This window comes from Methanohalophilus profundi, assembly GCF_004137855.1.
Lineage (GTDB): Archaea > Halobacteriota > Methanosarcinia > Methanosarcinales > Methanosarcinaceae > Methanohalophilus > Methanohalophilus profundi.
In genome coordinates this window covers 1459588-1472919 of sequence record NZ_QBKB01000002.1, presented here as the reverse complement: position 1 = coordinate 1472919, position 13332 = coordinate 1459588, and the positions used below count along the sequence as shown (strand labels likewise).

Annotated in this window: 12 protein-coding genes and 2 pseudogenes; 3 read left to right on the top strand and 11 right to left on the bottom strand. The window is 43.4% G+C overall.

Going from position 1 to position 13332, the window contains the following annotated elements; all coding sequences use genetic code 11:
• Window positions 1-135 precede the first annotated feature (135 nt).
• Window positions 136-1335, bottom strand: a complete 1200-nt coding sequence (locus C9889_RS07830) for a methionine adenosyltransferase (RefSeq protein ID WP_129598484.1) — start codon at window positions 1333-1335, stop codon at window positions 136-138.
• Between the two features lie 216 nt (window positions 1336-1551).
• Here C9889_RS07830 and hisG point away from each other — a divergent pair, with 216 nt between their 5' ends.
• The 3 genes and pseudogenes from hisG (at window position 1552) to hisB (ending at window position 3751) form a co-directional block, all read left to right on the top strand.
• Window positions 1552-2406, top strand: coding sequence for an ATP phosphoribosyltransferase (hisG, locus tag C9889_RS07825; protein ID WP_129599507.1), 855 nt, complete (start codon window positions 1552-1554; stop codon window positions 2404-2406).
• A gap of 12 nt (window positions 2407-2418) precedes the next feature.
• Window positions 2419-3171, top strand: coding sequence for a 1-(5-phosphoribosyl)-5-[(5-phosphoribosylamino)methylideneamino]imidazole-4-carboxamide isomerase (gene hisA / locus C9889_RS07820; protein WP_129598482.1), 753 nt, complete (start codon window positions 2419-2421; stop codon window positions 3169-3171).
• Window positions 3172-3173: 2 nt separating this feature from the next.
• Window positions 3174-3751 (top strand): annotated as a pseudogene (gene hisB / locus C9889_RS07815) (imidazoleglycerol-phosphate dehydratase HisB).
• On the opposite strand, the gene C9889_RS07810 reads toward hisB, so the two are convergent.
• The 10 genes and pseudogenes from C9889_RS07810 to argJ form a co-directional block, all read right to left on the bottom strand.
• Entirely contained in the window at window positions 3752-5854 is a 2103-nt protein-coding gene (locus C9889_RS07810) for a MutS-related protein (protein ID WP_164999313.1), read from the bottom strand.
• Window position 5855: 1 nt separating this feature from the next.
• The gene (locus C9889_RS07805) at window positions 5856-6218 is read right to left on the bottom strand and encodes a hypothetical protein (RefSeq protein WP_263854022.1); all 363 of its coding nucleotides are present in this window, start codon (window positions 6216-6218) and stop codon (window positions 5856-5858) included.
• 23 nt (window positions 6219-6241) lie between these two features.
• A complete protein-coding gene (locus tag C9889_RS07800; RefSeq protein ID WP_129598476.1) occupies window positions 6242-6709 on the bottom strand; it encodes a hypothetical protein in 468 nt (155 codons plus the stop codon).
• Window positions 6706-7842 (bottom strand): radical SAM protein, encoded by a 1137-nt coding sequence (locus tag C9889_RS07795; protein WP_129598474.1) that lies wholly within the window; start codon window positions 7840-7842, stop codon window positions 6706-6708. Before C9889_RS07795 ends, C9889_RS07800 begins: the two co-directional genes overlap by 4 nt.
• A gap of 69 nt (window positions 7843-7911) precedes the next feature.
• Complete coding sequence (locus C9889_RS07790) at window positions 7912-8427, bottom strand: ArsR/SmtB family transcription factor (protein ID WP_129598472.1); 516 nt, start codon at window positions 8425-8427, stop codon at window positions 7912-7914.
• Between the two features lie 46 nt (window positions 8428-8473).
• Window positions 8474-8779, bottom strand: coding sequence for a sugar phosphate isomerase/epimerase family protein (locus C9889_RS10850; protein WP_263853996.1), 306 nt, complete (start codon window positions 8777-8779; stop codon window positions 8474-8476).
• Window positions 8740-9192, bottom strand: coding sequence for a sugar phosphate isomerase/epimerase (locus C9889_RS10845; RefSeq protein WP_263853995.1), 453 nt, complete (start codon window positions 9190-9192; stop codon window positions 8740-8742). Before C9889_RS10845 ends, C9889_RS10850 begins: the two co-directional genes overlap by 40 nt.
• 138 nt (window positions 9193-9330) lie before the next feature.
• A pseudogene (locus C9889_RS07780) lies at window positions 9331-10652 on the bottom strand (ADP-dependent glucokinase/phosphofructokinase).
• Window positions 10653-12128 (bottom strand): ADP-specific phosphofructokinase, encoded by a 1476-nt coding sequence (pfkC, locus tag C9889_RS07770; RefSeq protein WP_129598466.1) that lies wholly within the window; start codon window positions 12126-12128, stop codon window positions 10653-10655. It lies immediately after the preceding pseudogene.
• A 21-nt stretch (window positions 12129-12149) separates the two neighbouring features.
• Entirely contained in the window at window positions 12150-13328 is a 1179-nt protein-coding gene (gene argJ / locus C9889_RS07765) for a bifunctional ornithine acetyltransferase/N-acetylglutamate synthase (protein ID WP_129598464.1), read from the bottom strand.
• Window positions 13329-13332 lie beyond the last annotated feature (4 nt).

Sequence of the window (13332 nt, the reverse complement as noted above, 5' to 3'; positions counted from 1 at the left end):
TAGACTTTTCGCCGATTTCCCATTTCAAAGTCATATAAATCCAATGTCCGCAGGAAATTTCACCAGCGCTTAAAAGCAAAAATAAAAAAGACAGAATTGAAAACCACTGAAAAGAATAAAAAGAGGGAGATTCCCTCAGAAAGTGTCAATTGCGCCGTTGATAACAAGATCGGTAATTTTGGTAATATTACCAAGCCATTCATCGGCAACCGCCTCGGCATCATCCTGAACCGTAGCAAAATTTGCCCCATCTTCGGGAATTACCTGGATACTGGCAGCCATGGGCTGATCAATAGGTTTACCTATCTGAGACAGTAACCTCACGTATACTTCATCCACTTGCGGCACGGCTTCCACGATATCCCAGGCCATCTGAGTGGAAAGCAAATTGTAGATCTTACCTACATGATTGATAGGGTTCTTACCGCTTGTAGCCTCCATACTCATGGGCCTGTTCGGGGTTATCAAACCATTACACCGGTTACCCCGACCAACAGAACCATCATCACCCATTTCCGCAGAGGTGCCTGTTACAGTCAGGAATATACAGCCACAACCACCCTCGGTATTATCGGCAGCATTGATATATGCGTTCACATCCCTGTCAGTGTATTTGCCCGCAAGATCCAGAATATAATCCTTCATCTGTTCCTTGAAACTAACATAAGCATCCATATCATCAACATATTTGTCAACCATTCCACAGCAAACAGTCAGGGAAATATCATCTTTCTCCCGCAATCCCATGACCTTGATATCCTCACCGATTGCAGGCATTTTTTCCTTCAGGTCACCTATAAGCTGCTTCTCGGTATCATACACGATACGCTCAAGTTCGGAAAAGGGCGCATGCCCTACCCCAAAGGACGTGTCATTAGCAGTAGGAATTTTTTCCCTTCCAAAAACATCCCTCAGATCAGAAGAACCCGTACCGAGTTTGCAGTCAAGAATAATATCCCTCTCAAGATCAAGATTTACAATATTCTTCCTCAGGTAATCACGTGCTGCTGAAAGAGCCACTGTTTCAGCCGGGATTTCCACACCGTTAAATTCCTTTGTAGCCCGCCCCACAAGAAGAGTATAGATTGGCTTGAGGACTTGCCCACCTCCAAAAGCAGGGGAGGAACGACCTGCAACAATCTGGGTCTCGTCCGTATTATGATGAAGTACTGCACCGCATTTTTCGATATATTCAGCACAAAGGGCACGGCTTACAGCCTCTGCAATTCCATCAGATATACTATCAGGATGTCCCACACCCTTACGTTCAACAAGCTCTATCTCCTGATTTTCCACAGGTGTCTGGACAAGTTGTTCAACTTTTATATTCCGCATAACCAAACCTCATGAAAACACTGAAATATGAATTAAATAAGGCTCCAGTATCAAATCTGTATTGATATGAAAAATCCATTCTATATAAATTGGGTACTATATGAAGATGAATTAATTACTAGAGGTAATAGATATCATGGGTACTTTTTCTTCATCAAACCTTTATATGCAATGAAAGTATTGGAAATGTTGACCCAGATTCCAGAGGTAACCAGGATGATACGCATTGCAATACCAAATAAAGGCAGACTCCACGATCCGACCGTGAAACTCTTCAAAGAAGCAGGTCTCCCGGTACATGAAGGATCAAGCCGGAAACTTTTTGCAAAAACAACAGACCCAGAAATGACCTTTTTATTCGCAAGAGCGGCGGATATTCCCGAATATGTGCAGGACGGAGCTGCAGACGTGGGAATTACCGGGCTTGATCTTATAGATGAAACTGATTCAGAAGTTGAAGTTATGCTGGACCTGCAGTTTGGGAGGGCAAAACTGGTACTTGCAGTCCCTGAAGAATCAGGAATTAAAACTCCTGAAGACCTGAAAAACATGCGGGTTGCTACTGAGTTCCCAAATATTACAGAGAAATATTTTGAAAATATTGACATCCCAATTGAAGTAATCAAAGTAAGTGGTGCCTGCGAGATGACACCCCATGTGGGAATTGCGGATGCGATTGTTGATATATCCAGTTCCGGCACAACTCTTGTGACAAACCATCTCAGGAAAATTGCAGATGTGTTCAGCTCATCTGTTTACCTTATTTCAAATGCCGAAAGTTCCCAAAGAGAAGAAAAAATCCAGCACATCAAAACAGCCCTTGAAAGCGTACTCCATGCAAAACAAAAGCGCTACCTTATGATGAATGTGCCATCGGGCAAACTGGAAACTATCAAAGACATCCTGCCCGGTCTTGCGGGCCCGACTGTAATGAAAGTAGAATCAAAAAATTCCACCCATGCAGTACATGCCGTTATTGATGCAGACCAGGTCTTTGCAATAGTCAGCGAACTGAAAAAAGCAGGTGCATCAGACATACTGGTTGTACCCATTGAAAGAATGATACCCTGAGGAGAACAAAGAATGGAATTTGAGGTCATCCCCGCTGTAGATATGAAAAACGGGAAATGTGTCCAGTTAATACAGGGACTACCAGATAAGGAACGTATTTCACTTGATGATCCCGAAGCAGTTGCGATTAAGTGGATCGGACAGGGAGCAAAAACCCTGCATCTGATAGACCTTGACGGGGCCATCGAAGGTAAAAGGAAGAACGCCCCGATTATAGAAAAAATCATTATGCAATGTGAAAAGGAAGGAGTCGAAGTACAGGTAGGCGGTGGAATTCGCTCTTTTGAGGATGCTGCAAATCTCCTGCACATGGGGGCTGACAGGGTGATACTAAGCACCGCAGCTGTCCAAAATCCGGACCTGGTTGAAAAACTTGCCAGAGAATTCAAGCCCGAAAATATTAATGTTGCCCTGGACTCAAAAAATGGGAAAGTTTCTACAAAGGGATGGACCGAGCAATCCGAATATACTGCAGTACAACTCGGGAAAATGTTCGAAGAAAAAGGTGCAGGAAGCATCCTGTTCACCAACATCGACAAAGAAGGATTAATGGAAGGTGTGGACACAGAACCCACAACAGAGCTGGTTAATGAACTTACAATACCGGTGATTGCTTCAGGAGGAGTTACCACCCTGGAAGACATAATGACCCTGAAAATGACCGGTGCCTGCGGTGTTGTGGTGGGGAGTGCTCTTTATGCAGGAAATTTTACCCTTACAGAAGCAATAAATACGATCAGAGAGGAAACTTCTGGTGGAGAGTAAGTATGCCAAGAACTTCCACTGTATCCCGGACTACCAGAGAAACCAGCATAGAACTTACGATTAACATCGATGGCAAAGGGGATTCACAGATAAATACAGGCATCGGTTTTTTTGACCACATGCTGGTATGTTTTGCACGACATTCAGGTTTTGACCTTACAATCGATGCTAAAGGTGATCTGGAAGTAGACGGTCACCACCTGATTGAGGACATTGGGATCGTAATGGGGCAGGCATTTGATCGGATAATGGCAGAAAAGTCAGGAATTGCCCGTTTCGGAGAAGCAAGAATACCAATGGATGAAGCCCTTGCCAGTGTAGTAGTGGATATAGGAGGGCGCAGTTATCTCGTGATGGACACTACTTTTGAATCCGAAAAGTAGGGGAATTCAACACCCAGCTTACAAGGCACTTTTTTGAATCATTCGTCTCCAATGCAAAAATTACCCTACATGCAACTGTATATGGTTACAATGACCATCACAAAATCGAAGCCCTTTTCAAGGCATTTGCTCATGCAATGGAAAAAGCAACGGTTATCGAGGGTAAAGAGGTCAAAAGTACAAAGGGATGCCTCTGATTAGCATCCTTTTTCGAATTTATTTTTCAAACGTCTGTAAAACTCCCTTTCAACTTCCCCCCCACTTCTGAAAAGACGCTCCACGATTAACTCCGGAGTACTCTTTGCAATATGATTGTAAATCGGATTGCGATCAACAATCAGGTTCAATTCATTATCAAGTCCTTTTGCTTCAATTCCATCTACCCTGATGGAGGCATCGGTATTTTCCAGTATCTGGTCGGCAAGATGGGAAACAAAAATAGCCATTGTATTGGATTCTTCAGAAAGGGTCTCAAGGATCCCGGCTATGATTTTTGCAGAAGCTCCAGGTTCGGTAATGGATTCAAGTTCATCGACAAGCACAAGTTTGGATCCCGCCCCTGCCAGAGCTGAAAATGAGCGTAAGGTTGTTTCAAAGGCCCCCGCATCAAGAGTACCCCTGGATTTGCTGAAATAATACAAACTATCAACCGGCCCGATCTTTAATTCATCTGCCGGCACAGGGAAACCCATATTGGAAAGAATTGTACATTGAGCCACTAACTCCAGCATGGATGTTTTTCCTCCGGAATTCACACCGCTCAACAGGACTACCGCAGAAGTGGGAACTTGCGAAGGAGACATTATCGAGCCCAGGGAATAATCTATAGGTTCCACATCAACGCCCTTTTCGCAAAGGAAAATATTTCTTCCATTCTTGATTCCCATACCACATTCATCTTCAAAGCCGGCAAGTTGCATCTTCAGAGAATGACCAAAACGGGCCACTGCCAAACCCACATCCAGATCAAGTAACCTCATAACAAGTTGTTTCAGGTGTTGCCTGAATTCGTGTAGCTCATATGCAATATCCCTTTTATGAGTCACTTCCCTGCGGAATATCTGCTGTTTGATCTGTTCTTTGAATTTTTGTAACTGGGACGTGTCGGCTTCTACAGGATAACAAAGTTCAGAGGGGAAAAAATAATCCACAAATAGGCATTCATTTTGCTTCAGTGAAAGGGTTTCGATGAATTCTTTCCTGGCATCATTAATTATCTGGCTGAAAGATGCCGATATATTGCGTGAAAGAATATCCTTTAACTCCACCTCATCCCTGATAACACCCAACATATCATTCCCGCTGAGTGTAATACTACTTTTCTGGAGGAGATCATTTATTTCCCGGTTGCACTGGTCTACATATTTTGTAAGTTCCGAATCCACATTGTCCAGAATATGATGTAAGCGGTCTATTTCCCCGTCCCTGCCCTCAACAATATTTCCTTCAGGATTAATGGCAGCCATGAGATTGCAAAGAGCCGAAAGATCCGCATTGACTATTGAAGGTATGCCCGCTTTATCCAGTGTTATTGCAAGATCCAATGCATTCATTATCCGTTCATGATTGAAAGCAAAGAAAGAAATTTGTTTTTCGGGTAAAATATGCCATTCCTCAATTTCCCGGGCATTTGTTATTATTTCGGGATTCGTGCCCTCTGGAAAATCATACTCCAGGAAGGGTTCTCCTATGGCAATTACATGGGGATAACTGCGTGCAACATCTGCAAATTCCAGAGGATCTTCCACCAGCTGGACCTCAATGCTTTTACCATATTTTTCCTTTAAAGTGCTGTAATCATCGGTATTTGAAGTGACAATTGCCCTATCCCTGATCCGGGGAATTGAAGGAGAGTTTTTCAGGGGTTTTATTCTGGAAAGACTTGCTGAAACCCCATTCATATCATCGAGCATGGAGAGATATTCCATATGGTTTTCAACCCAGTCCCGGTTTATGCCAATAAGGTCTTTCCTGCTTGAAGGATATGGGATATAGGTGTGCAACTTATCCCTTGCATAAGGAGTAGAAGCATAATTTTTGATAGAATCGATTACCCGCTCATAAATATCGACTGAATCCCGGGTTTTCAAAAAAGAGGAGATATCAATACCATCCTGTGTAGACCTCACATCGTGTACGAGGGATATGGCATATCTTCTACCTACTCCTTCGATCTCCGATATACTGGCTATATCACCTCTGAGAATTGCCGCCATGGCATCCTCTTCACATCCAAAATGAGATATAAAGCGCTGTGCCATCTTTTCCCCTATACGCGGAGCATCAACCAGTGACTGCATATTATTGACCACCTTGTTTCTCATTCACAAAATCAAGTAGTGTAGATGTGGGAATACCCCGCTCTACAAAATACCGGTCTTTTTTAGACATTGTACTATAGCCGGAATCCCCGCGGGGCTGTAATTTTATTGAAAGTGAATGGTTGCGTCTGTTGTCTATCATCTGGCTTTTGTAGTAAGTATCCCACAATTCTTCCAGATTAGCAGAATCTTCAGAAGGAATCAAATGTTGTATTAAATCCACAGATGTTTTCAGGAAGTGCTGCATCTTCAGGATTTCACCATTGCATACATAAGCAAACATTCCATCAACAACAATTACCGCCCTATCTGGATTGCGTACTGCAAGCCACCTGCAAAGCATATCAGACACACGGTTTTTGGGAGTTACATTTGCATAAAGGACTGTTTCTCCGCAAACTGGCCGCACAAACATGCAAGTCTGTGATAATTGTTCTTGACCTCACGCATGTACCGGTAATATCGCTTGCAAAGTCTTTCTTTACCACAATAAAGACCATCTACCACCCCTTCACACCCATGCAATAGCCTCACAAACTCTGCAGGATTGCATTTCCTGTGCCTGAGCACCAATTCTATATAATTTAATGGAGGGGAATCAAAATTGGTTATTCTGTGCCACCCATCGGGAAAAACTCTTTCGACCAACTGCTGCTTATCAACCTTACTATTGAATCCAACCCGAATTACTTCAGCTGCCGGGTTGGACATTTTCAATTTCGTTTCCCCTTCTCCGGGATCACAGGCAAAAACCAGATCTGCCTCAGGCCTTTTCCTCAATTCCAGACAGGCCAGTAAGACACCTGTCACAGTGGCCTCAAAAAGAATAATCATGTGCATTCTCCTGCAAACTGTATAAGGTTAGTTTGCCCGGAACCACCAATTTTGATAAAGGAGCGTGCACGACCTATAACAACACCCACACGTGCAAGTTCATCCTCCCCATAAATTGGCCTGGATATCAGGATACGGGAAGCACTTATAGGCCCTATACCCGGCACCCTGAGCAAAGTAGAGTAATCGGCACTGTTTATTTCTACAGGAAACATTTCCGGGTTAAGCCGGGCAAGTTCTAGTTTTGGATCCTCATTCAAAAGGAAACCATCATCATTATAGATTTGATCAATATGCCCGGAATCCAGGCCATAATCCTTCAAAAGATAGGATACCTGATAGAGCCTCTGTTCCCTCCATTTCGGAGATGTTGAACCATTCTCAAGCGGCGTATCAGGAACCGGGTCAAAACTCATAAAATAAGGCCTGCGCAACTGGAATTTTTCCATGAAATCATGCACGGTATTCACAATATCCCTGTCGGGTTCGTCAAGGGCACCCACCACAAACTGGGTATCGTTGGCACCTATGATCTTACTATCATATCTGTGCAATTTCCTCTGTTTTCTTATCAATTTACAGGTCCAGTTCAAACGCTGAAGGACATCATTCTTGTAATCGAAATTGGGACATATTTCCGAATAGTTCACAGAACCCGCTGTTTCTGCATTTACCCCGAATTTGTTGACAACCCCGGCTACCTCCTGCAGCAAATGCAAAGGTGTACCGGGCATGAGTCGAAGGTGGATATAGCCATTAAACCCCTGACTTCTCAATAGACGGGCCACATGAAGTTGTTTTTCGGTTGTTGTTTCAGGATCCCCGATAACACCGGAGGAAAGGAACAGGCCTTCAATCGCATTTTTCCTGTAAAAATCCCAGGTAATCTTCACAATTTCTTCCGGGGACAGGGAAACCCTGCGCACATCCCTATGGCAGCGATTCGGGCAATAGGTACATTCTCCGGCACAGTAGTTGGTCAGCAATGTCTTGTATAATTGTATACAGCGCCCGTCAGGCCCGAAAGCGTGGCATACTGCACTCTGGTTACAGCTGTCATACTTTGTACCCGAGGAAAGGTATCGCATTCTCTCATGCAAAGTGAAATGATAGCCGTCTGAAGGAATACTCATTACATGTAACTAAGTTCATCGCCTATATAAGAGACAAGAAAGTGGATTGAAAGTATTCATTGGGCACCTTCATTCCCTGACATGAATGTCCAGCCGAATCCTTGTGACCGGTTCCAGCTTTTTCCAGTCCACGATTGTATTATCTTCCAGCACGCAGTCATTCACGTTTTTATCCCCGAACTGGCCATCAATCTCATAAACAAAAAGACCTTCCTCCCCATCAGTAGAAACAATCATCTCCCTATCTCCCTTTTTCCTGACATCAATATCTGCCACATTGCGCAGGGCTTCCATAAGGGAGGCACCTTTCTCGACTTCCACATGCCTGGTGGGAGCAAACGAATCAACGGCCAGATGAATATTTTTCCTGTTGGGTTTTAATACATGGGATTTACCGAAAATATGTCTTTCAAGGAGTTCGGATTCTTCAAGTACCTTTACATGCTTGGAAATTACCGGTACTGAAATATCCAGCTCCCGGGCAATTTCAGATATATGCATTTCGTTGCTGCTTAAGAGTTCCAGTATTTTAATCCGGGTTTCACTACCAAGTGCATGAAAAATCCTGCATCCCATCGAACTCATACATAAGTCAAGTGAATTGTAAATATATAAATTTAACTGGATTTGTTTATTTGACACCCATATTTTTCAGAGCAAAAATACTCTGAAGGGCATCTTCAGCTGATTTGTTCTCAATTATCTTAATAGAGTTGTTTTGGCGGAGTAATCCCTGTATGGCCGAAAAATCAATGTTTCCCTCACCAGGAGGCAAATGTTCATCGTTATTCCCGTGGTTATCATGAATATGAAAATGGGAAATCTCACGTTCAAGAAAAGCCTCCAGATTGCCCATTGTGTTGGCATGACCAATATCCAGTACAAAATCATTTGCCCCTATCTCAAATCCGGTTCCCTGAAAAGGAAACATTCCCATTTGGGCATATTTTCCACACATATCCGTACACCGGCATCCTCACCAATCCTTTCCAGTACAGGCAACGATTTTTGGAATGCATTAAATGCAAAATCCCTATCATAAGCAAAGGGGAAATAACCAGGATGGACAACCATGACTTCAGCATCAATTTCATTACAAATATCTGCCATGTCTTCCACAAGTTGAAGAGCTGCATTCCTTATAGGCTCACGAATACTTGCAAGATTGAGGTCTGTACTGGGAGCATGAACCGTATATTCCAGGTCATAGGAAAAAGCGATTTCATCCTGCCTGAAGAGGTCATGTTTTCCTTCGGAAAAGATTTCTGCACAATTGACAACGTGTTCAATATTTTGTAAAGCTTCACCAAGAGATAAGTCGTGATAAGCAAACGAAGAGATACCGATCATAAGAAAATACTCCTGAGTTACAAATAAGAACCCTAATTATTTTAACTTATGGCAAGTGTACTTGAGACTATATTAAACTTATCTCGAATCCAATAAAACTAATATGAGAATCTAACACAGAAGGAATAGTCTAAAATTTTAGGTGTTGTTGCGTAATTCAAGCAAGCGTAGAAAAGAAGATGCAGTAAATGTATCTCCCAATCCAACTGTCACTGCCGGCTCATTGACCACAAGTGTGGGAATTGCACAAAAATAATACTCATTGAAGATACCATAGATTCCAAAACCGTAATGCTTGGCTCCAGTAATAGACTTTATTCTCTTGACCTGCAGGCTACCATATTCACTGCGCTTGAATTGGCTGCACTTTTCCTCCAGATTGGACCTGTCAGGCAATGAGCCTGAAGAAGCAAAGTATGCCGCACACTTCAAACCAAAATCAATAGCATCTATTTTCTTTCCATCCAGGTTATCTGAAGCAGAGAGGCAAAAGACAAAATCCCTGGTATGGACTACAAGGGCCCTGGCCAAACAACTTTTAATGCAATTGTGGGCCGCTTGAAACATTGCAGAAATATCCATTTCATGTATGCCTTCAATCCTAAAACCCATCTTCTGCGCTAGGGTTGCAAGTTCGTCTTCATTCAAACCCATAGAATCAACCCTTCCTGCAAGTTCAACGAAGACATGTTTGGCTATATCCGATGTCGCAAAATGACCCAACTCAGCATGGATGAACATATCAGACATCAAATTCCATTCATCGATCTGTGCAAGGACAGGAGATAACTTTTCCTCGAAAGAAGAGCCATCCGGATAGGAGGGTTGGAGCATATGAAAACCGGATACAACTGCACCATCCATTTCCCCAATATGTGCGGTTGCATATTGCTTGAAGAAGGAAGAAATCGTCATTTGAGGGTTGAATTCATCAAATGTCGCAATGAACCTGTTTTCCCGGGATACAGTTATCCTGCGGCCGTATAAGTCGAAACTGTCTCCCTGACGGAAATCAAAAACAAAATGTACCGGTTCCTCATCGCCACTCTGGCTTTCGAATTTTGGAGGCAGCACCATTCCCTTTTTTGAAAAAAGAGCCTCCTGTGTCCCGGAAAGATAAACAACATTGGGAAGAATCATATCTACATTGAGCCCGGAGAGGACATTGGCCATTATACCCATATTCCCCCCTATCCTTATCTCTGCCTCTTCAAAAAAACGTTTTTGAGAAAATCAAGAACATCCCGGGAATAAATGAACCATTCTGCACCCCTGCCATATTCCATACAATGGATAAGTCCGGCAAGGAAATCTTCGAGGGAATTGATGATATGCGGTTGGTTTTCGATCTTCATCAGCAGTTCATTTTTATCCACCTCATCAAGGATGGATTCCACCTCCCTGCCGGTTATCCTGTAAACTGCATCGATATTAGCGTTGTAACCGCAAAGGATATTCATTCAATCCTCCCGCAGACTGCACATACCTGCCAGCACAGCTGCAAAGGCACTTGCTGAAATAGTATCTCCTATACCTACCGTATCAACGGGATGATCCACCACCCTGGCCGGAATGATCAATACATCATGATTGCGGGTGCAGATACAACCTTTTTCAAAATATTCCAGATTACATTTTCCCTGCCTGACAAGATAGGCACCCAGTTTGTCAATTTGGTCCATTCCCTGTGTGGATATAGGTACATCAAGACCTGCTTTTATGTCCTCAAAATCTTTTATCCCTCCCTGAAGGGCCCTGGAAGCGGCTGTAGTGGATGCAAAAAGCAGGGAATCAAGATGTTGTTCAACATCAATAGGACAATCTTTGGAAACAACACATATATAAAAGCCCAAAGAGTGTACATGAATCCTCTGCAACTTGAGCTCATGAAGCAGCCGGACAGCTCCTTCATAAAGGGCTACTATAGCATCTTCTTCCTTTTTGATTACCGAATATGCAAGTTCTTCATAACCTAAAACATTCAATGCATTGGCAACTTCCACAGTATCAAGACCCAGTGATTGGACATGATTGCGCACAATATCATTCAGAATTGCTGAGCGAATGAATTTATTCTGTATGGAAGTGAATTCCACATGTATGCAAATATCAGGATTGGCTTTTTTTAACTGGCCTATTGCCCCCACCGCACGTTCTACATAATCCCTGTAAGTCTTGCCATCCTCATATTCTTCTTTTATCATCTGGTAACCAGAGAGAATTGCCCCATCAACGGTTTTACCCATCTCGGGAAGATGCTCATAGACATCATCAGACATATCTATACGGATCCAGGGCGGACGTGATGAAATGATCAGGCGGTTATTGCGAGGAACTATTATCCTGTCCTCGGCATATTTAACAGAAAGTCCTTTATTGAATTCAATAATCCAGTTGACCTTGGCTTTATAATCGGGATTAGAGGCCTCTGCAGGAGAAAGCAATTCCATCCTGCCTTCCCTGACAAAAGGATGTAAAAGATTAGGTGAAGATACAAAATAATCCGCCTGTTCAGGGGAAAGCCAGGGGATATAAGCAATTACTTTATTCAGGTCCATGTTGGCAAGCAGATTGGATATTATCCCGGCTTGCCCCCCCATCCTGGCTTCATCAAAAACAAGATTATCGGTCAACCATTCATGGATATCAGTTGAATAGGTGGGAATTTCCGCAGCTTTACCGTCCTTCATAGCAATCAGGAGTCGTGCAAGGAAATCTACAGGAGAATCTATATGTCGGGGATAGGAAAATATTCTCTGCTGGACAGTATCCACATCCACTTTTCTCAGCAGGTTTTCCACATCACCGGGGCCAATATGCTTGATGGCGTCCACATTACTGTTATAGGCAACAAATATTCCGTTTACACAGGAAATATTTCGTGCAACCGACTCATAACCTTCAATGTATCTCTTATCCCACTCAGATATATCCATTAAAATTCCCCTGAAACAATATCATGTAGTATATTCCGCATTAATACGCACATAATCATAGGTAAGATCACAACCCCAGGCAACCGCAAAAGCTTCACCAAGTGAAAGGTCCACTGAAATTATGACAGTATCGCTTTCCATTATGGATTTTAGTTGTTTGTTGGCAGAGGTATCCGCCACCTGACCGTGATCCACCAGAGTAACTGCATTTTCCCCATCCGAAAATTTCAGGGAAATTGTATCCTGATCAAGAGAGGCACCTGAGTATCCAGCTGCGGCAACAACCCTACCCCAGTTGGGATCATGCCCGTATATCGCGGATTTCACAAGAGGTGATCGTACAATGGTTTTGGCAGCCTTGCGTGCATCGGCCAGGTCAGAAGCACCATTTACCTGTACTTCAATAAGTTTGGTAGCACCTTCCCCATCGCGGGCGATTTTCTTTGCAAGTTCCACAAGGACATAATCAAGTCCTCTCTGGAAATTTGCTACATCAGGAGCTATTGAAGAAGCACCTGTTGCGGTTAACAGAGCCATGTCATTGGTACTGGTATCACCATCGACTACCATCATATTGAAACTGGAATCGTTGGCTTTTACAAGACATGCTTTCAGTGTATCGGCAGAAAGAATAGCATCAGTATAGATAAAAGCAAGCATTGTTCCCATGTTGGGCTCGATCATACCGGAACCCTTGGTAATGCCTCCGATACGTACACCACATTCCAGTTCTACAGCCACTTCCTTTTCGATCAGGTCAGTGGTCATGATGGCTTTTGTAGCATTGCGACAGCCCTGGGGATCTGCAGAAAGTGTCCCGTAAACTTCATCCAGATGGTCTTTTATCCAACCTACATCAAGAAAACGGCCAATCACACCGGTAGATGCAACTGCGATGTGGGACTCCTGAACTCCCAGTTTATCGGCAGCAAGCCTTGCCATCTCACGGGCATCAGCCATTCCCTGTTCACCGGTGAAGGCATTGGCATTTCCGCTGTTTATAATTGTGCCTGCAACATATTTATGATTCTCAAGATTGTCCCTGGTAAACACCACCGGCGCCGCTACAACCTTATTGCGTGTAAAAACACCTGCGCAAGGACCTGCACCTTCAATCAGAGCAAGGCCCATGTAATCATCCTTCAAACCGGCAGCATGGACACCACGTACTGCACATATACCACCGTCAATTGATCTCATGAAC